The organism is Shewanella sp. 1311, from assembly GCF_059338235.1.
Window position 1 is genome coordinate 2,432,711 of record NZ_CM181686.1, and the last position, 17,506, is coordinate 2,450,216.

A 17,506-nucleotide genomic window follows, 5' to 3' on the forward strand; every position below is an offset into this window, starting at 1 on the left:
TTAAATCAAAAACAAAACAAATTGATTACAATTAAACATACATTAAAAATCAATAAACACAATTGTACAAAAATAAATCAGTGTAAATTATCACTCTCCACTTAACGCCATAGCATAGATTCATAGGCGCCAGAGTAACTTTCGGGCTTAAACCCATGCTGTAGATAAAGCTTTTTAGCTTGAGTATTTTCACTCTCCACAGATAAACCGATAGGTAAATGGCGTTTCATCGCTTCTTGCTTAATGGCCGCTAAAATGGCCGAACCAAAACCACGTCCCCGCATACTTAGTATGATAATAAAATCAACAATATGAATCTTATACTCACTGATATCGAGCATCACTTTTCCTACGGCTTGCTGGTGATAAAACAAGATATAAGTGTTGGCATTTGGATATTGTTCCCGATAAGAGGCTTGCTGTAGTCGGTATTGTTGCTCCAGCATGATTTCAACGACTTCACTGGGTAAACCAAGTTCATAAAAAAGCGTTTTTGTAGAATAAAAAAGCTGTGCCATAAATGGGTCGTCATTTGTATTAGCAGCTTTAACACTCAAGCCTATTGGTAGATTTAACTCACCTCGCATCATGCCTTTTTATCCCAATATAAACGCTGCAAAAGTTGGTTATAGGTGATTAATAATTGCTGCCACGATGGGCTTTGACATTCACGGATTGGGACGGGCTCATTTGGCACAACAGGTGTAAATAGTTGCCCTTGCTGCTTCGCATCAAAACGCCAATGGTGTTGCCAGCGCTCAATCTCACCTTCAGATAGTGGCCATCCTAAGATGGTAGAGAATGTTGTGGGTTTAAAATCTTTTAATTGATGATAATCCAGTAGAATAACTCGAGAAGATTGATGTAAAGCGACAGATAATTGCGCTAAATACTGTAAAACGGTGGTACGAAATTCATCTAAGCTAGGCTCAGTATCCGTATTTTTCATCTGTTGAGTATGCAGTTCAGTTGGAAGTAAACTTTGCCCTCCAGCCATATGTCTCCCAGCAACTCGTTGATGAGACGCAATAATATCCTTAGGATTGCGTATCAAGCATAACACTCGGCTCTTAGGGTAAAGTTCGAGCAACATCGGCCAGCAAGCCAGATCCCATGCATTCCACTTGATCACTAACTCACGCTCGCCCAGCCTCAATCGCCCCTGTAGTCTTAAGCATAAATCGACGAGCTGAGGTTTTAGTGCCAAAGGCCAATGGTCATCATGCATAACATCGCTGCATAGCATTGATTCAGAGAGCACTCGGCAAGTTTCGAGCAGGGCAAAGCTGCTCGACACTTGCGTCGAACCACAACGGGACCAGTGAAAAATCATCAAACTTGGATTTACAATAGGCAAACTTTCCCGTTGGGATAATAGGGGTTCGAGCAAGGTTTTAGGTTGAATAAAACTGGCGAGTAAACAACGACGAGCATCACTGATATCGTCCTCTAGGAAAGGCTTGGATAACTGATGAAGTGCGGGAACCCAACTGACCGTTTTATGTTGTGAGTGATAACGACAAGGGAACCAGGCTTGGCTGAAGCGATCTAAATCTGGAATAAAGGTTTCTTGCTGCAAAGCAATGAATGCGAGCATGTGCTCCAAACTAAGCTCAGGCCAAGCAAGAAAATCAGCCATCAGCACGATAAAATGCTCCACATCATTCGCTCGATGCAGTAAAAACAATGACTCTGGTTGATGTAACAATTGCCAATAGCGTAGCTCCTGTTCTTTAAAATCAACCATTAGCAAGCCATAGGATAAAAGTTAATGTATTGCACCATGCGTGGTAACTTGGCTCGATTCGGACTCGCACCATGGGGCAAAGCATGGTGCCAAATAATTAAATCACCTGCATTTGCGGCTATGGGTTTAATAGGCCACTTGCTCCAATCCTGTTGCTGCAGCTCGATATCGGGCTTGTTTGAGCTACGGAGCCATTCTTCTATCTTGAGATGAAATCCTGGGACACAAGAAAATGCGCCTTGGTCAACACTGGTATCGGTTAAGTAAATTAACCCTTGAGTGCCAAACTCAACGGGTTGCTGCAGTGGCATATCCCAGTGCATATCTGGCCCGGGAAAACGCCAAGTGGGTGTTTCAGGTGGATTAAAGCTGACTCTGTCGGTTGTCATGACTAAATCGGTTCGCTGCCATAGCTGTTCAAACACTTGACGGATTTTGGGGACTTGTCGATTCGCGTCCAGTTGCGGATGGCGAAACAGTTGTAGCATTATTTTCTGCATAAACTCATGAGCTTGATACCAAGTGGCGGGATCTTGTTCATTTGCCCCTAACTGCTGCCAAATAAAATCTCGAGTTGCGGCGCATTGCTCTGCCGTGAGCACATGCGGGATCACTAAGTAGCCTTCACTACGCCAAAAATTGAGTTGTGACTCGCTGAGTACTGCAGCCGGATTTGAGTCTTCAACCTCTATTGAATTTAAATCATCGACTTCTGGCATTGTGAGCGAAAGCGTTAATCCATGGGGAATAGTGCTTAATTGCTGATTAATCCCAGCAATATCCGCGGCTGTCAGCTTAGCTATTTGCTGAATGTAAGCAACAAAAGCTGACTGATGATCGTTTTGGTATAAAGCTCTTAGACCCGGCTCTAGCCCTATTCCACAAAGATCCAGCAAGGTTTTATCTAAGTGCCATTCATTTGCCAATTCAGTGAATGGCACTCCCCGCTTACGTAGCTGTATCTTTTGCCAAAGCCGCTGTAAATGATAAATGCCTAAGCAGCTCAGATCGTCACTCGACACCAGCACTGGTTTTTGCTCTATAACATCAAAAACAAAATCGGGATGAGCGCCCTGCTCATATCGAAAAGCAAGGCATGAGAGCGGCTTAAGCCAATGCTCGCGTCGATATCGAGGTAAGGTGAGTTGAGATTGGTTTTCGCTCAGCGTGGAATTACCATAGATTTGAATGGAAGTCGTGAACTTAAACGTTACCGCACTCGGGCTGAAATCGGGGAGCAGTAAAGTACCAGCCAAGAAGCTACGATCTCCATCGGCAAGTAAGCGCGCAGTTTGCAGGTTGAGTGCAAACAAAGGCCCTAAATAATGCGTCTCAGCTAAATCCTGCACAGTACGACACTCAAGCCAAGCGTCTAGCTCAATGTTTTGCGGAATCAGCACGCCGCCATCCGCAAGATACGCCTGTAAGTGGCTGAATATCTGGACTTGAGGCTCCTGTTGCAGCAGATGTTTCATGGTTTCAGAGACTATCATATCGAACTTTACTGCTGCTTCTGGTTGCCAAACTGTGGCGTCGGCGCAGACATACGTTGCCACACGATCTGCTAAATCAAAGTGTTCAATAAGCTTGGTGACTTTATCTAACGAGACAGGGTGAATGTCGAGCAAGGAGACTTGAATCTGACTTGCAGAAAACAGCGGCAGCAGAGGTAATAACAACCAGGCAAAAGGTCCTGTACCCGCATACAAAATCTGTATTGGCCGTTGCGGATTTAGCGCCAACTTATCCTGTATGGCCTGATAAATGCCCTGAATAAACACTCGCCCACGCTCAGGATCTTCAGCACACTGCGCCGCAGTAGTGAGTGACACAGCTTTACCAAAAGATGTAGTACTCGCCTCAGTATCTAAAAAATACTCAGGGTGCAATTCCACCGCGGTTATTTGGCATAACTGCTCCAATATGGGATCGATTAACCGTTTAGACTTCCCAGCCGAGGTAGACAGCAATAGCGCGTTAGCAAACTGAGTTAACGCGACGACATCCAAACTCTGTTCTAACTCACGCTCTGAACTTTGCAGCATCGATTAACTCCCTTAACCAAGTATTCACTTCGCAATCAATCACTAAGTTGATCCGCGCATCCTGCCCTTTATTTTCAACCCAATGGACTTGGTCGGCATTGATATACCAAAGATCGCCAGCCTGCATAGGTACACGTTTATCGTCCACGTAAAAATTGAGTTGTTTATTCGTTTGCAGTGGCAAATGCAGTCTTGCCTCACCTTGCTCTAGGCAGAGTCCTTGATCTCTATGGGGTTTGATTTCAGCCCCCGCATGTAAGCGCATCAAACGCACGGATTTCACTGGGCAGGCTAGGGATTGCAGAAAACGGCATAATGCAGGGCTCGATTCGAGACTAGGCAGATCATGCCAGTGATCCGGTGTAGAGATTGAGAAGGCTTGCAAGATAGGATGTGCTGTTTGATACTCAGCGGCGCAGCGCAAAGGCAATACATCCCAACCGCCCTGATCCCCTTGACGATAATCACGCTGATTTACGTGGGGTAGCCAATTTTGTCGCAGCAAAGCATTCAGCTCTTGCTGTAAACTTAGGGAGTTTGGAACTTGAGCTAATAGGGCAAAAGAACAGATATCCATATCCAACCGCTTAATTTTCAGACTAAAAATAATTAGTCATCCAAGACTAGCACAAAGATATGAGCATACAAGTTGCGTGAATAATCATAATGACAGCCTTTGAAAATCACCCTGCTCACGCGTCAATCGCAGGCGTTGTTCATCATGCAAAGAATAGGAAATACCCAATGTTTAACTGGAAGACTATCGATACGGTTCTGCTCGACATGGACGGCACGCTATTGGATTTGCACTTCGATAATCATTTTTGGCTGAGTTTAGTGCCACTGGAATTAAGCAGGCAACGGGGTTTGAGCACGGACGAAGCGCAGCAGTTAGTTGTAAATGCCTATGAGAAAGTCGTCGGCACACTCGATTGGTACTGCCTCGATTATTGGCAGGAGCAGCTACAACTCGACATTATGGGTTTGCATCGCACTTTGGTCGATCGCATTCAGCTGCGCCAAGACAGTATGCCGTTTTTAGCGGCCTTAGCCGCTGCGGGTAAACAGCGCATTCTGGTGACCAATGCCCACCCTAAGAGTCTCGCCCTAAAGCTTGAACATACCGAGCTGGCCGCAGGGCTCGATGCCATGATCTCCAGCCACGAGACGGGTTACCCTAAGGAACACCCACAATTCTGGCTCACCTTGTTTGAAAAGTTTCAACTTGAGCCGAGTCGCTGTCTCTTTATCGACGACAGCGAACCCATACTCAAGGCCGCTAAACTTGCCGGAGTGGGTCATCAATTAGGGATTGCTAACCCAGACAGTAAAAAGCCAGTCAAAGTCTTTCAAGATTTCCCCGCGATTACCGACTATCACTCGCTACTCAATGATCTAACACGATAAAAAGACAATAAAAAAGGCACCTAAGGTGCCTTCGTTTTCATTCATAGTGCAGATCTATCATCGCGCTGAAACAGCGCTATAGCCCAGGAATACGACCCTGATATACCACAGGGAAATAACCGTCGCTGCCGCGTTTACCTAGCATACCCAGTGACTTACGCATATCTTCTGGTTGCTCAGCCGTTTCTTTAATCTTAGCTGCTACTTTGACCATATTGCCTTCGTCTAACTGCAAAGTGCCGACGATACCGAGCTGGTTTTTGGCTTCATCTGTGGCTAATTGCGCTTTGCCATCAACGCAACTCAGGCCAAGTTCGATATTGCCTAGTGGATAATTGCCAAACTGGTTTTTAACGTTGGTTTGATTCAAAAACAGCTTACCAGACAACTGCTCGCACCAAGGTTTACCTTGCTCTAAAGTCTCGACTAATAGGCTGACTTCACCGGAGATTTCGGTTTTAAAGGGCAGTTTTGCATTGCCGAGTAAAAAGCTATCTGGCGCTTCGAAACGTAAACCCTGCGCACTTAAGCCGCCCATAGACCAAGAGATTAATCCCTTAGCACTGACAGGCGTTGCACGGCTGCCCACTTGAAAATCAACTTTCACTTTACCTAACAACAAGGCCCAAGGGCTGAGATCCCAACGCACTTGTTCTAACTGGCGTTGCGGCATACTTAAGGTTTCTATGCTGCCAGACCAAATACTGCCGCTCACACCCGAAACACTGATATTGGCAGGTAATGGCGCTAACGCTATCGCAATCTTAGCGGGAAATAGAACGACTAAAAATACTAAATAAATCAGTACGCCTATGATGACTTTTTTTATCAAACTCACAGCTACACCTTAATTTATTGCGACAGTTGGATACGTCTAACTTTGACATAGCCAGGGGCATCGGCCTCTGCCAAATCAACACTTTCGAGTGATAGTCCTTTTTTCTGCACTAACTCACTCAAATAACCCAACAAGGCATCAAAAGGAACATCGTCCATCCACACTTGGATCTTATCGCCTTGGGGCTGCATACGAGTAATCACTAACCCATAACTGCCCGCAGTTTGGTTAACCACTGAGCTTAAACTGCCCGACATAGCGGGTTTAGCACCGTTCTGCTTAAGACTCGCTATTTTATTCGCCGTTTGTTTTACATAGTTCAACGTCTGTTGCTGTGCAGTGAGGTTACGTAATGCATCGGCTTCGGCAGTGGCGATTGGCGTCCAAACACCCCAATAAAAAATACCAATGACTAAGAATACCGAACAAAAACCGACTAACTGCTGCTCGCGCGATGCAAGCCCTTGCCACCAAGTCCGCAAATTATCCATCTTATTTGCTCCTCAAGGTTAAGGTACTGGTGACTTGATCTTCACCGCTATTCATAGTGCCGCCATCGAGTTGGAAACGACGACCAACGATCTCTTTAAACTTCTCGATTTGCGCGTAGTTTTTCGCACTTACTTGCATGCGGATCTCATTACGCGCGCTTTCGAATCTTAGGCTATTAGGTTTAAGTTCAGGCACTTGCTTAAAAGCATCCTGTAACCCGTCGAGCATAGCAAAAAACTCGGCACCACTGCCCTGTCCCTGCAATGCGCGTAATTGACTTTCCATCTGCGAACGCAGGTTAACAATGCGCGAATTCCCCGGCACCACTTGCTGATAAATGGATACGCTCTGAGCTTTAAGATCGGCAATCTGACCATTGACTTGATGTATAGTCAGCCCTTTATTCACTAAGGCCAGCACACAAGCGATGGCGATAACGATGGCAGCGCTCTTCCACATCATCAACTGTTTGCTGTATTCACGCTTAGGCGTGTAAACGCCGCTCAGTAAGTTTACTGGCGCATGCAAAATACCGCGGGCTAACACTAACATAGGCAGCTCGAGTGATTGTGGCTTAAGCTCAACACCTTCGAGTTGCATGTCGGTATAACTGGCGACAGACACTTCGCCCTGTGCGGGCCTAAGTTGTTCCAGCGCAATCGGTAACCAAGGCAAAGGTAAACTCTGGCCCGTGGCTAATCCGGTACGCAGTAATAGTTCATTACCAAAATTCATTGCCGCCCATTGGCACTCTTGCAATGGTAAGGCTAAGCAGTCGGGTACGATGCGCTTCACTTTTAAACCCGCCTCGGTCAAACAACTCAGCCAAGTCTGCATTTGCTCATGGGCCACGGCCACCACGCTTAAGGCATCACCATCACGCGGGCCGACGGTAAAATGCATGGCATCGACATCATCAGCTAGAGCTTCTTCGAGCATAAAGGGCAAGGCTTTCAAGGCTTGGCGTTGGCCTTTTTCGGGCAAATGCACGCTAGTGAGTGTCATTGCCGCGGCGGGCACTAACACATCGACGGGACGATTACCCGCACGCTCAGTTAAGGTCGACAAACCTTGGGCATTGGCGAGCTCGCCAGAGGCGATAATTTCCTGTTCTTGCTCAGACCAAACGAGCCAAGAGCATGCTTGCTCTGCTGTTCTGCCTAAGCGAATAAATAGCCGTTCACTCACAGTTTTTCTCCACCAGTCCCAGTCAAGAAAGCGTGACTGAGCTCGTTGCTATTATTTTTGTCCACCAGATTCTGCCGGGTGAGCACTGCCATTATTTTTGGCCACCAAACTGACGGGTGAGCACTTCCATTTTGTTGCCGCCGCCCTTTTTGAGCACGCTTTCCATTCTAAACACGGCGTTATCGACTTTCGCCCCCGAGGCCAACAGAAAATATTGGCTATCGATGACAAAACTCGACTTCATGGCACCTTCCCACTTGATCGAGCCCATAGACGAGCTTTCATAAAAATCTTCGATTTTGGCAAAGCCATCGCTGGGGCGTTGGTTGATAATGCTTTCTGCTTCGCCGACCGAAATCTGATTATCGAGCATGCCAGCTAACAGCGCTGCTTGCTCAACTTCCACGGTATTCACGTTGAGCAATTGCGTGTCATTGCCTGGGATCACACAAACATAGGGCAAGAGTTTCAAATAGATATCTTGGGTGTATCCCATCACAGCGCGTAACTCACTGCGATGATTCATCAGCGTATTGGCCGCACGGTAAGGCACATTACGCGATTCATATTCAGCATCTTCGGCGCCGTAGGGGCTGGCCGTCATGTCTTCGTCGATATAATCCTTTAAGGTCTGAGTCAGGCGATCCGCACTAAAGTCGTCCATCCCTAAACTCACCAATAAAGCCTTATATTGCTTCGCCGCCAAGGGCAGCTTAGGTTGACCGTTTTCCACCTCTTTCGTGGTCGCGGACAAGGCATTTAAGTTGAAACAGGCACGCATATCGGTGATCTTGCCCGCAATTTCACCGTATTCAGCTGGAAACACCACATCGGCCATGGCCCAATATTGTTGCCTGTGGACTCGACCTTCAGAGTCATCTAAATCTTGTTTTAAAATCTTCTTCGCCAATTCTTCGGCGGAAATCGCATACCAATAAGCTTGATCGTACTGGGCCAAGTTTAAGGTTCGGCGCATAGATAACTGATTACGGCCAGTGATGTTTGTCGCGATGATCACCACCATAGCCACAATCAAGAGCACGACGATCAGTGCAACGCCGCGCTGTTTAGACCGAGATTGGGTTCTCATTCGCGGCCCTCTGCGTCTGGATCGCCGTCTCCGGAATCGCCAGAATCTGGGTCACCGGAACCATTGCCGGTTCCATTGCCGTCGTCGTTTTTATCTTTGTTAGCATCGTCTGAATTTTCGTCTTTATTATCATCATCCTTAGACTTTTCAGGTGCTGCAGCACCTAGCGGCAGCAAGAACTTACGTTGGATCTTGCCTAAGCCTTCAATCTCAATCTCCATGGCGATCGCTTTAGGCAACTTAGTCGCCTCGACTTTGCGCTCCCATTTGTCATCCATAAAGAAGGAATATTCCACCGACAATACTTTATCTATGACCACTGTCTTAATCGGCTCGGCGCCAAATTCAGGCTCAGGATAAGGAAAATACCAGCGTTCCAGTCGTCCTTCGTGTACCACATACGCCACCGACTGTAAGCTGCCACGCGGTAATAAACCGTCGGGATTTAACCAACCTAAACGGTAAAACACTAAGGCTTCTGATTCCGAGTCTAAGATATCATTGCCCGTTTGGAAGACGGTCGAACCTCGACCCCCTTCGAGTAATCTGGGTGTGCGCGCCACCATTTGGGCGAGATCACGCTCAATCGCACCAAAGCCTTGCTGCAGGGCCTTAAGCCGAGTAGAAAAAGCGCGCGTCACTTCATCGTTAGTCAGCACAGTGCTGAGCACGGCATTAGAAGCCAAACCTATCATGGCGAAAATCGCGATGGCGATCAGCATTTCTAGCAGGGTAAATCCCCGCTGCACACTAGTCAGTTTTAAGGACATAACTGCTCACTTGTGCTGCAATACGCTGATATCGTTCGTCTTCACTCACGCTAATCCGGATCATACGAAAATTATCGTCCGTGGTTTTCACCACTTCCTTACGCCAATACCAATCCTTTCCTGCAAGTTCGACTTGGCCTTCTTTTTTACCGATTTCAGGAAACTGCGGCTCAAGTCTGGCATCGACCATCTGATTATCGGCCACCCACTGTGCCAAAGTACGCGATTCCAGAATTGGCATGTTGGCCATCTGCTCACCCAAACTTTTAGTGATCGACACGGCCGCAATCGAGAACACGGCAAGGGCCACAATCACTTCGAGTAAGGTCATGCCCTTAGCGCGTTTCATCGGGACGCCCTATCGTTAATCTGCCCAGCGCATCGCCGACCACTAACGCTTCGACCTGCTGACCTTTGTCAGTTTTGGTGATAAACGTCAGCTCAAAAGCGCTCATTTCGCCGCTCGGGAATAGCATGACCTGTGGCTCAGGATGCTTCTTCTTGTCATCGGCAGAAGGCTCAATCAGTGGTTCTTCAAACCAAGAATCGTCTTCTTCATCGTCTTGTACCAAAGGCAAACCATCGAGCACTAAGTTCATCACGACACCCGGCTCCATCTGCTTTTCAGACAAGAGCCTGTCTTTATCCAAAGGCTCCCACTTACCGTCTTTATAAAAAACAAACTGATAACTGGTTTTCTCAATCACAATACCAATAAATTGGCCACTCAAAACGGTCTCATCGAGCACCATTTCAGTGGCAGCGATAAACTGCCGCGCCGTTCTATCTAAGGCCTGTTGTGGGCCCGAGTTACCGATAGACATAGTCACGGCCGCTGCCGTGAGTCCCATCAACAAGATCACTAGCATCACCTCCATTAAGGTGAAACCAGCGTGGCGCAGCTTTAGCATCTTATTGGAAATTCTGTAAATTCCAGTTACCGATGTCATCTTCGGTACCTGGTTGACCATCTGGGCCTGCAGTGAATATATCTAGCTTGCCGTTTTCGCCAGGGCTGAGCAGCAAGTACTTATTGCGCCATGGATCTTCTGGCAGACGTTTTACATAACCATCTTCACGGTAATTACGTGGCTCAGGTGAAATCGTTGGCTTTTGCACTAAGGCTTCTAAACCTTGCTCGGTCGTTGGGTAGATGCCGTTATCTAACTTGTACATGTCTAAGGCATTTTCGAGCGCGACTATGTCAGATACCGCTTTTTGTTGGTCAGCTTTATCTTTGTTACCCATTAAGTTAGGGACCACCATAGAGGCTAAAATCCCTAAAATAACGATAACTACCATCACTTCGAGTAAGGTAAAACCTTGATGTTTCTTGTTCATTTGCATCGACTACTTCTCCTAAAAAATCCTATGCCAATCGACTTGGTCATAATCCATAAATTCAAAAATTAACCGCTAATCAAGTTATTCAAGGCTAAGATTGGCTGCAGAATCGCCATCACGATAAACAGCACCACACACGCCATACTCACCACCAGCATAGGTTCAAATACCCCTAACGCTATATTGACGTTACCCTCGAATTCCCTGTCTTGGTTATCGGCGGCGCGTTCTAACATTTGCTCAAGCTGACCACTCTTTTCGCCCGAGGCAATCATGTATAACATCATTGCCGGAAACAACTTAGTATTAGTCAATGCCGCACCTAAGCTAGTTCCTTCGCGCACCCGCGCTGTCGCATCATCCACTGCGGCCCGCACACGCACATTCTGCAATACTTCACTGGCGATACGCATACCGTCGAGCAAAGGCACAGAGCTTGCGGATAAGATACTTAAGGTTCGCGCAAAACGTGCCGTATTTAAGCCCTTACTCACGCGGCCCACAACCGGCATGCTCAATAGAAAATTGTCGTACTTCATTCGAAACGCAGGCGACTTTAACATACGGCGAAAGAGTGCGAACAGCATCACTAGGGCGATGACGACAAACACACCGTAGTTTTGTACAAAGTCAGAGGCCGAAATCAAGAAGCGTGTCGAAGCCGGTAACTCGGCGCCCATGTGTTCAAACTGTCCAACCACTTTTGGCACCACCGCCGCCAACAGGATGGAAATTACCCCAATCGCTACTGTGGTCAATACCGCAGGATAAATCATGGCTTGCGTCAACTTAGATTTAAGCTGTTGGCGTCGCTCGGTATAATCCGCCAGCCGATTGAGCACCACTTCTAAGTGACCGGACTTTTCACCCGAGGCCACCATGGCACGATATAAGTCATCGAAAATGTGCGGAAATTCGGCCAATGAATCGGCCAGACTGTAACCTTCAACCACCCGCGAACGCACCGCCATGATCATACTCGCAAGGCGATCTTTCTCGCATTGCTGACCAACGGCCTTGAGGGATTCTTCAATCGGTAAACCCGCAGCCACTAAGGTCGCGATTTGACGGGTGATCAAGGCTAATTCAGCGACCGAGATACCCCGTTTGAAAAACGAAAAGCTGCTGCTCTTAGCTTTGGCTTCTTTTTCGGAAACAGGCAGAATTTCCAAGGGCATCATGCGCTGATCGCGCAACTGGCTACGGGCGTGTCTGGCGGTATCCGCCTCGATTACGCCCTTAAGCTGCTTTCCCTTGGCATCCAGTGCCTTATATTCAAATGCTGGCATAAATTACTCCTCGCGAGTCACACGTAACACTTCTTCGAGAGTGGTGATGCCCGCGAGCACTTTGCTCATGCCATCGTGACGAATGCTCGGCACAAACTGACGGATATACTTTTCGATAGCTAACTCACCGCGGCCGCCATGGATCAATTCGCGTACATTGTCGTCAACCAGCAATAACTCGTGAATACCCGTTCTACCACGGTAGCCATTGTTACCACAGGATTTACAGCCATTGGCACGGAAAATACGTCTGTCGTCATCGGCGGCTATGCCCAGTAACTCACGCTCACGTGCATCGGGCACGTGCTCGATTTTACATTTTGGACAAAGGGTACGGATCAAACGTTGCGCCAACACGCCCAGCAAACTCGATGATACGAGGAATGGCTCAACGCCCATGTCTTGCAAACGCGTAATCGCGCCAGACGCTGTGTTGGTATGCAGGGTTGAAATTACCATGTGACCAGTGAGTGAGGCTTGCACCGCAATTTGTGCGGTTTCCAAGTCACGGATTTCACCTATCATCACCACATCGGGATCTTGACGCAAAATCGCGCGCAGACCTCGGGCGAAGGTCATGTCAGCCTTAGTGTTAACTTGGGTTTGACCGATACCGTCTAGCTCGTATTCGATAGGGTCTTCTACAGTAAGTATGTTGGTGTCTTTTGAATTAATCTCAGTCAGACCCGCATACAAGGTGGTACTTTTACCCGAACCCGTTGGGCCAGTGACCAGAATGATGCCGTGGGGGCGACGAATAAGATCTTCAAACTTAACCCGAATACCGTCGGTCATCCCCAATTGTTCTAAATCGAGGTTACCGGTATTTTTATCCAGCAGACGCAGCACGACGCGCTCGCCATGGCTAGATGGCATGGTCGATACCCGCACATCCACGGCACGACCTGCGATACGCAGCGAAATACGGCCATCCTGCGGCACACGTTTTTCAGCGATATCGAGGCGCGCCATCACCTTAATCCGCGACACTAACAGCGACGACAGCTTACGGTTTGGCTTGAGGACTTCCTTGAGCACACCATCGATACGGAAACGCACGACGAGCTGTTTCTCGTAGGTTTCGATGTGGATATCCGACGCTTCTTCTTTAATCGCTTCAGATAACAAGGCATTAATCAGTTTGATGATAGGCGCGTCATCATCACCTTCGAGCAAGTCTTCGGTCTGCGGCAGCTCTTCGGCAAGGGTGAATAAATCCATCTCGTTGCCGATATCTTCCATCAACTGCTGCGCTTCAGACGAGTTAGCCTGATACGCTTGAGTGAGTTTGGCCTCAAACTTAGCGACTTCAAGCTTAACCAAAGGCAAATCAACACCCGAATAACGCCGTGCTTCGAGCATGGCCGTTAACGGTGTTTTGCTGGTATAAAACAAGCTCAACTCGCCCGTTTCACCCGGCGCAAGCACCACATCGTGGCGATGGGCAAAGGCAAAGGGTAAACGCTCTTTACTGCTCGAACGAAACACCTCATCACCTTCAGCTTCCAGACCTAGCTCATTGGAGACTTGGCTGAGGTCATCGACTTGGGATAATTGTATTTCACTCATTGGTTTTATCTTTATTCTTGTTTTCTTCCAGTGACTTTAAGGTCGGATCCGTTTTGCGCATCTGGGTATCTAAACCTTTGCCTTCTTTATAACGCTCTAAAATCGCGTTAACTTCTGGCGGTAAATACTCTGATTGATTCCATTCTTCCAACACAGGCACTTTAGTATTTGGCATTAAGTTCACGCCACGTTCTTGCTGCTCAAGTTGTAATGCTCTGAAATAGTTATATTTACGCCCAGCAATCCCTTCCATTGTGATGCCATCACGGATAATGGTTGGTTTGATGAAGATCATCAGGTTTTTCTTGGTCTTTTTGCTCGAAGAAGATTTAAATAAGTGGCCAATGATGGGGATATCGCCCAAGAATGGCACTTTCTGTATGCTTTCTTGCACTTCTTCGTTGATCAAGCCACCCAGAACCACGATTTGACCTGAGTCAGCCATAACAGTGGTGGTTAAACGGCGAGTCGCAAAGGAAATATCCACCCCTGTGTTACCGTTAACCCCTGACACTTCCTGTTCAATCGTCAGCTTAACCGCATTACCTTCGTTGATCTGCGGCACCACTTTCAGCTTAACCCCAACCTCTTTACGTTCAACGGTTTGGAATGGGTTACTGTTGCTCGAACTGGCGGTAGAGCCCGTCAGAATAGGCACTTCATCACCGACGATGAAAGACGCTTCTTGGTTATCTAAAGTGGTAATCGACGGTGTCGCCAGTACGTTTGAGTTAGTATCACTCGACACGGCTTGAATTAAGGCACCAAAGTCGCCCATGGCCACGCCCCATGCCATACCGTTCACTTTACCCAAAGCTTGGGCGAGCAAGGTAACATCACCTTGTTTATCTGGATTTCGCTTACAATTGTCTAAATTAGTGCCAGAACAAACAAGATCCCCCTCGATAGGCTGTGCAGCCCAAACACCCGCACCAATCTCACCGATAGTTGGGCCTAAGTTATTAAACTGAGTGCCGAGCCCTCCTTTAGACGCCCATTGCACCCCAAAACCAACGTTATCGCCTTCAGCCACTTCGACAATAATGGCTTCGACTAACACTTGAGCACGACGAATATCGAGCTGATTAATCACGCTCTCGATAGTCCGCATTTGATCGGGTTCGGCACTGATCACTAAAGCGTTGGTCTCGGCATGGGCCATAATATTGATTTCATTACGGCGTTTGCCACCTGCAGCTTGAGCGCTTGGATCTTTATCGCCCTCTAGCTTTTGAGCAAAACCTGTCAGCACTTCAACTAAATCTTCGGCCTTGGCATAACGTAAATAACGCACTTTAGTGTTGCCTGTACTGGCTTGCTCGGCATCGAGACGATGAATGAGCTCAACCACACGTTGGCGGCTCTTTTCGTCGCCGCTAACAACCACAGCGTTGATACGTTCGTCGGCGACCACTTTCGGCGCTTGGCCTGGCATTTGAGATTGGTTAGCCGTGGCGCGATAAAGGGTATCAATAATTCGTACCATTTCACCGGCGGAGGCGAACTCTAACGGCACCACTTGTACTGAGGTGTCGCCCTGTTTATCTACGCGGCGGACAATTTCAACTAACTTGTTCACCACAGCAGCACGACCAGACAACATCAACACGTTGGAGGGATCGTAGTTCACTACGTTACCGCCACCCGCGTTATCATTTAATTGGCGTAACAGCGGAGCTAATTGTTTGGCCTCAGTGTTATACAGCGCCACGATACGCGTGACCATCTCATCGCCTATCCCAGGTTCGGCATCATTAGCCACTCGGATTGCTGCAGTTTTGGCGTCTTTGTCTTTGATGACTTTGATGACGTTATTTTCCATCTCGACGATGGCATAACCGTAGACTTGTAAGACGTTGAGGAAGAACTGGTAATACTGTTCATCGTTCAGCAGATCATAACTGCGAACGTTGATTTTACCGCGGATCGTCGGGTCGACTATGATGGTCTTGTTCAAGTTTTTACCAACTATGTTGATAAACTCTTGAATATCCGTGCCCTTAAAGTTGGCCGCATACTGTTCAGACCAAGCGAATTGGGAGGAGAACATGGCTGCACCCGCAACAATCCCTGCAATCAGCTTGCGTCGAATCCTTTTGTTATTCATTCTTTTTCTTTCCTCTAACGCGTGTTATTGCGGCAAACTAAACATGATTTCAACCAATTGTCCTTCCCGTTCAACCATAATTGATACTTCGGTTAATTCGGATAATTGGCTCATCATTTCTAACGCCTGACTCATTACGGTCAAGTCGTATCCATTAATCGATTTAGCTAAATCATTGGCTTTAAAACCCGCCTGCTTGAACAAATTGGCGTCTTTACCCGGATTCAGACGATAACCCGCCACAGAATCACCCTGTCTCACGGGTGAAATGGCAATGTAATCGGTGATCTTACTGGGGTCGGCTAACAATTCGGTGCGGGATTCGGCGAGTTCTTGGGAAATATCGGCATTGTTACGTTGATCAACACGGCTCACTGCCGAGCCGGCCTTATTACTCTTAGCTTGTTGTAACTGCTGATTGGCTGGGCTTTGGCTGGTGTACACTAAGCCATCGAGCATTAAGGTCTCGTAACGGCCAGCGTTAGTGATGATGATACGGTCGGCATAGACTTCTTTGAGTGATGCAGATGTGCCCTTGATTTTATCGCCGAGGCTATAAGTATCTTGGCTGCCGTTTGACTCAATAATTGCGAGGCCTTTTTGGTCCGCTGTCGATGCGACAACCCCAGTCAGCTGAATAGAGAGTGTGGTCTTAGGTGCGTCGGTCACAGTCTCGACTGCTTCGACTTTAGGTTTATCAGATGTCGCATCCGCCTTACCAAAGAGTCCAAGCTGCTGCAGACCTGCGAGATCAACCTGACCGACATCTTTGCCATTCACGCTTACGGGCGTTGGGGACCAAGCACTGGCTGATGAGCTAGTAGGCACTAATTTCCATGTAATTTGCGCAGCTAACAACATGATCACAATAAAGCCCAACCAGAAGACGATCCGGCTTAGGGGTTTATGGGGCATGCCAATGGCTTTTGCGATAACTTTATCTAATAAATCCATATTTTATGTGGACCCTCGATACAGGTCTCTGTTCTGATTATAATAATTAGGCAATAACCGCCTCATGCTAACCTAGGCTGCATTTGGCAACAAGCCCTTAACAGCATTCAAATTGGCGAAAATAGGCCAATTATGCTAACTTTGCCCGCCACAAAAGGGTGTGAAGCACGCCACCCTTTAACATAATAGAAATGCACTTCACGCATTTTCTTGCTCGGCATGTGAACTCATCGATCTTTTAGCTGGAGACACTATGACTCAAGGTCAAAGCGACAAAACAGACATTCGACTCGATAAGTGGCTTTGGGCTGCACGTTTCTATAAAACCCGTGCCATCGCCAAAGAAATGATTAACGGCGGCAAAGTACATTACAACGGCCAGCGCGCCAAATCTAGTAGGAATGCCGAGATAGGCGCCGTCCTTAAGATACGCCAAGGATATGACGATAAAGAGATCGTCATAAAAAAATTATCGCAATTACGCCAAAGTGGTGCGATTGCACAAGAATTGTACGAAGAAACCGCGACAAGTCTGGCTAAACGGGCCATTAATGCTGAGCAACGACGTCTCAACATGCTCAATAACCCGATACCCGATCAGAAACCAGATAAAAAGCAACGACGCCAGCTCATGCGCTTTAAAGACCTTTAACAGTGAGATACACG

At 47.4% G+C, this 17,506-nt stretch carries 18 protein-coding genes; 2 read left to right on the forward strand and 16 right to left on the reverse strand.

Translation table 11 applies throughout. The features are described 5' to 3' along the window. Positions 1 to 101 precede the first annotated feature (101 nt). The 4 genes from AC5YB3_RS10960 to AC5YB3_RS10975 are packed head-to-tail and all read right to left on the reverse strand — an operon-like array spanning position 102 to position 4,369. On the reverse strand, positions 102 to 590 hold the full coding sequence (locus AC5YB3_RS10960; protein ID WP_259588119.1) for a GNAT family N-acetyltransferase: 489 nt from the start codon (positions 588 to 590) through the stop codon (positions 102 to 104). Next, positions 587 to 1,747 carry a sulfotransferase domain-containing protein gene (locus tag AC5YB3_RS10965; protein ID WP_494527109.1) on the reverse strand — a complete coding sequence of 387 codons (1,161 nt, stop codon included), beginning with the start codon at positions 1,745 to 1,747 and terminating at the stop codon, positions 587 to 589. Before AC5YB3_RS10965 ends, AC5YB3_RS10960 begins: the two co-directional genes overlap by 4 nt. Further along, positions 1,747 to 3,792: a phytanoyl-CoA dioxygenase family protein gene (locus tag AC5YB3_RS10970; protein WP_494527110.1), complete on the reverse strand. Its 2,046-nt coding sequence runs from the start codon at positions 3,790 to 3,792 to the stop codon at positions 1,747 to 1,749. The genes AC5YB3_RS10965 and AC5YB3_RS10970 overlap by 1 nt, the downstream gene beginning before the upstream one ends. Continuing rightward, a complete protein-coding gene (locus AC5YB3_RS10975; protein WP_494527111.1) occupies positions 3,770 to 4,369 on the reverse strand; it encodes an aspartyl/asparaginyl beta-hydroxylase domain-containing protein in 600 nt (199 codons plus the stop codon). Before AC5YB3_RS10975 ends, AC5YB3_RS10970 begins: the two co-directional genes overlap by 23 nt. Before the next feature lie 167 nt (positions 4,370 to 4,536). Between AC5YB3_RS10975 and yrfG the strand changes: the two genes are divergently transcribed. Further along, positions 4,537 to 5,199 (forward strand): GMP/IMP nucleotidase, encoded by a 663-nt coding sequence (gene yrfG, locus AC5YB3_RS10980; protein WP_300479647.1) that lies wholly within the window; start codon positions 4,537 to 4,539, stop codon positions 5,197 to 5,199. A 76-nt stretch (positions 5,200 to 5,275) separates the two neighbouring features. On the opposite strand, the gene AC5YB3_RS10985 is transcribed toward yrfG, so the two are convergent. The 12 genes from AC5YB3_RS10985 to gspC all read right to left on the reverse strand — a co-directional run bounded on the left by AC5YB3_RS10985 (position 5,276) and on the right by gspC (position 16,840). After that, on the reverse strand, positions 5,276 to 6,037 hold the full coding sequence (locus AC5YB3_RS10985; protein WP_011848170.1) for a type II secretion system protein N: 762 nt from the start codon (positions 6,035 to 6,037) through the stop codon (positions 5,276 to 5,278). 14 nt (positions 6,038 to 6,051) lie between these two features. Beyond that, the gene (locus AC5YB3_RS10990; RefSeq protein WP_300479641.1) at positions 6,052 to 6,528 is read right to left on the reverse strand and encodes a type II secretion system protein M; all 477 of its coding nucleotides are present in this window, start codon (positions 6,526 to 6,528) and stop codon (positions 6,052 to 6,054) included. Position 6,529: 1 nt separating this feature from the next. Beyond that, positions 6,530 to 7,717 carry a type II secretion system protein GspL gene (gspL, locus tag AC5YB3_RS10995; RefSeq protein ID WP_494527112.1) on the reverse strand — a complete coding sequence of 396 codons (1,188 nt, stop codon included), beginning with the start codon at positions 7,715 to 7,717 and terminating at the stop codon, positions 6,530 to 6,532. Between the two features lie 91 nt (positions 7,718 to 7,808). Continuing rightward, positions 7,809 to 8,807, reverse strand: coding sequence for a type II secretion system minor pseudopilin GspK (gspK, locus tag AC5YB3_RS11000; RefSeq protein WP_011982094.1), 999 nt, complete (start codon positions 8,805 to 8,807; stop codon positions 7,809 to 7,811). Further along, complete coding sequence (gene gspJ / locus AC5YB3_RS11005) at positions 8,804 to 9,577, reverse strand: type II secretion system minor pseudopilin GspJ (protein WP_494527113.1); 774 nt, start codon at positions 9,575 to 9,577, stop codon at positions 8,804 to 8,806. The genes gspK and gspJ overlap by 4 nt, the downstream gene beginning before the upstream one ends. Continuing rightward, positions 9,558 to 9,926, reverse strand: coding sequence for a type II secretion system minor pseudopilin GspI (gene gspI / locus AC5YB3_RS11010; protein WP_006083643.1), 369 nt, complete (start codon positions 9,924 to 9,926; stop codon positions 9,558 to 9,560). Before gspI ends, gspJ begins: the two co-directional genes overlap by 20 nt. Further along, positions 9,913 to 10,488: a type II secretion system minor pseudopilin GspH gene (gene gspH, locus AC5YB3_RS11015; protein WP_115335981.1), complete on the reverse strand. Its 576-nt coding sequence runs from the start codon at positions 10,486 to 10,488 to the stop codon at positions 9,913 to 9,915. Before gspH ends, gspI begins: the two co-directional genes overlap by 14 nt. Position 10,489: 1 nt before the next feature. Then, a complete protein-coding gene (gspG, locus tag AC5YB3_RS11020; RefSeq protein WP_006083645.1) occupies positions 10,490 to 10,924 on the reverse strand; it encodes a type II secretion system major pseudopilin GspG in 435 nt (144 codons plus the stop codon). A gap of 62 nt (positions 10,925 to 10,986) precedes the next feature. Beyond that, positions 10,987 to 12,210 (reverse strand): type II secretion system inner membrane protein GspF, encoded by a 1,224-nt coding sequence (gene gspF, locus AC5YB3_RS11025; protein ID WP_006084929.1) that lies wholly within the window; start codon positions 12,208 to 12,210, stop codon positions 10,987 to 10,989. Between the two features lie 3 nt (positions 12,211 to 12,213). Next, positions 12,214 to 13,779, reverse strand: a complete 1,566-nt coding sequence (gspE, locus tag AC5YB3_RS11030) for a type II secretion system ATPase GspE (protein ID WP_006083647.1) — start codon at positions 13,777 to 13,779, stop codon at positions 12,214 to 12,216. Further along, positions 13,772 to 15,886: a type II secretion system secretin GspD gene (gene gspD, locus AC5YB3_RS11035; RefSeq protein ID WP_494527114.1), complete on the reverse strand. Its 2,115-nt coding sequence runs from the start codon at positions 15,884 to 15,886 to the stop codon at positions 13,772 to 13,774. Before gspD ends, gspE begins: the two co-directional genes overlap by 8 nt. Before the next feature lie 24 nt (positions 15,887 to 15,910). Continuing rightward, on the reverse strand, positions 15,911 to 16,840 hold the full coding sequence (gene gspC, locus AC5YB3_RS11040) for a type II secretion system protein GspC (protein ID WP_494527115.1): 930 nt from the start codon (positions 16,838 to 16,840) through the stop codon (positions 15,911 to 15,913). Between the two features lie 253 nt (positions 16,841 to 17,093). On the opposite strand from gspC, the gene hslR reads away from it, so the two are divergent. Further along, complete coding sequence (gene hslR / locus AC5YB3_RS11045) at positions 17,094 to 17,492, forward strand: ribosome-associated heat shock protein Hsp15 (protein ID WP_006083650.1); 399 nt, start codon at positions 17,094 to 17,096, stop codon at positions 17,490 to 17,492. Positions 17,493 to 17,506 lie beyond the last annotated feature (14 nt).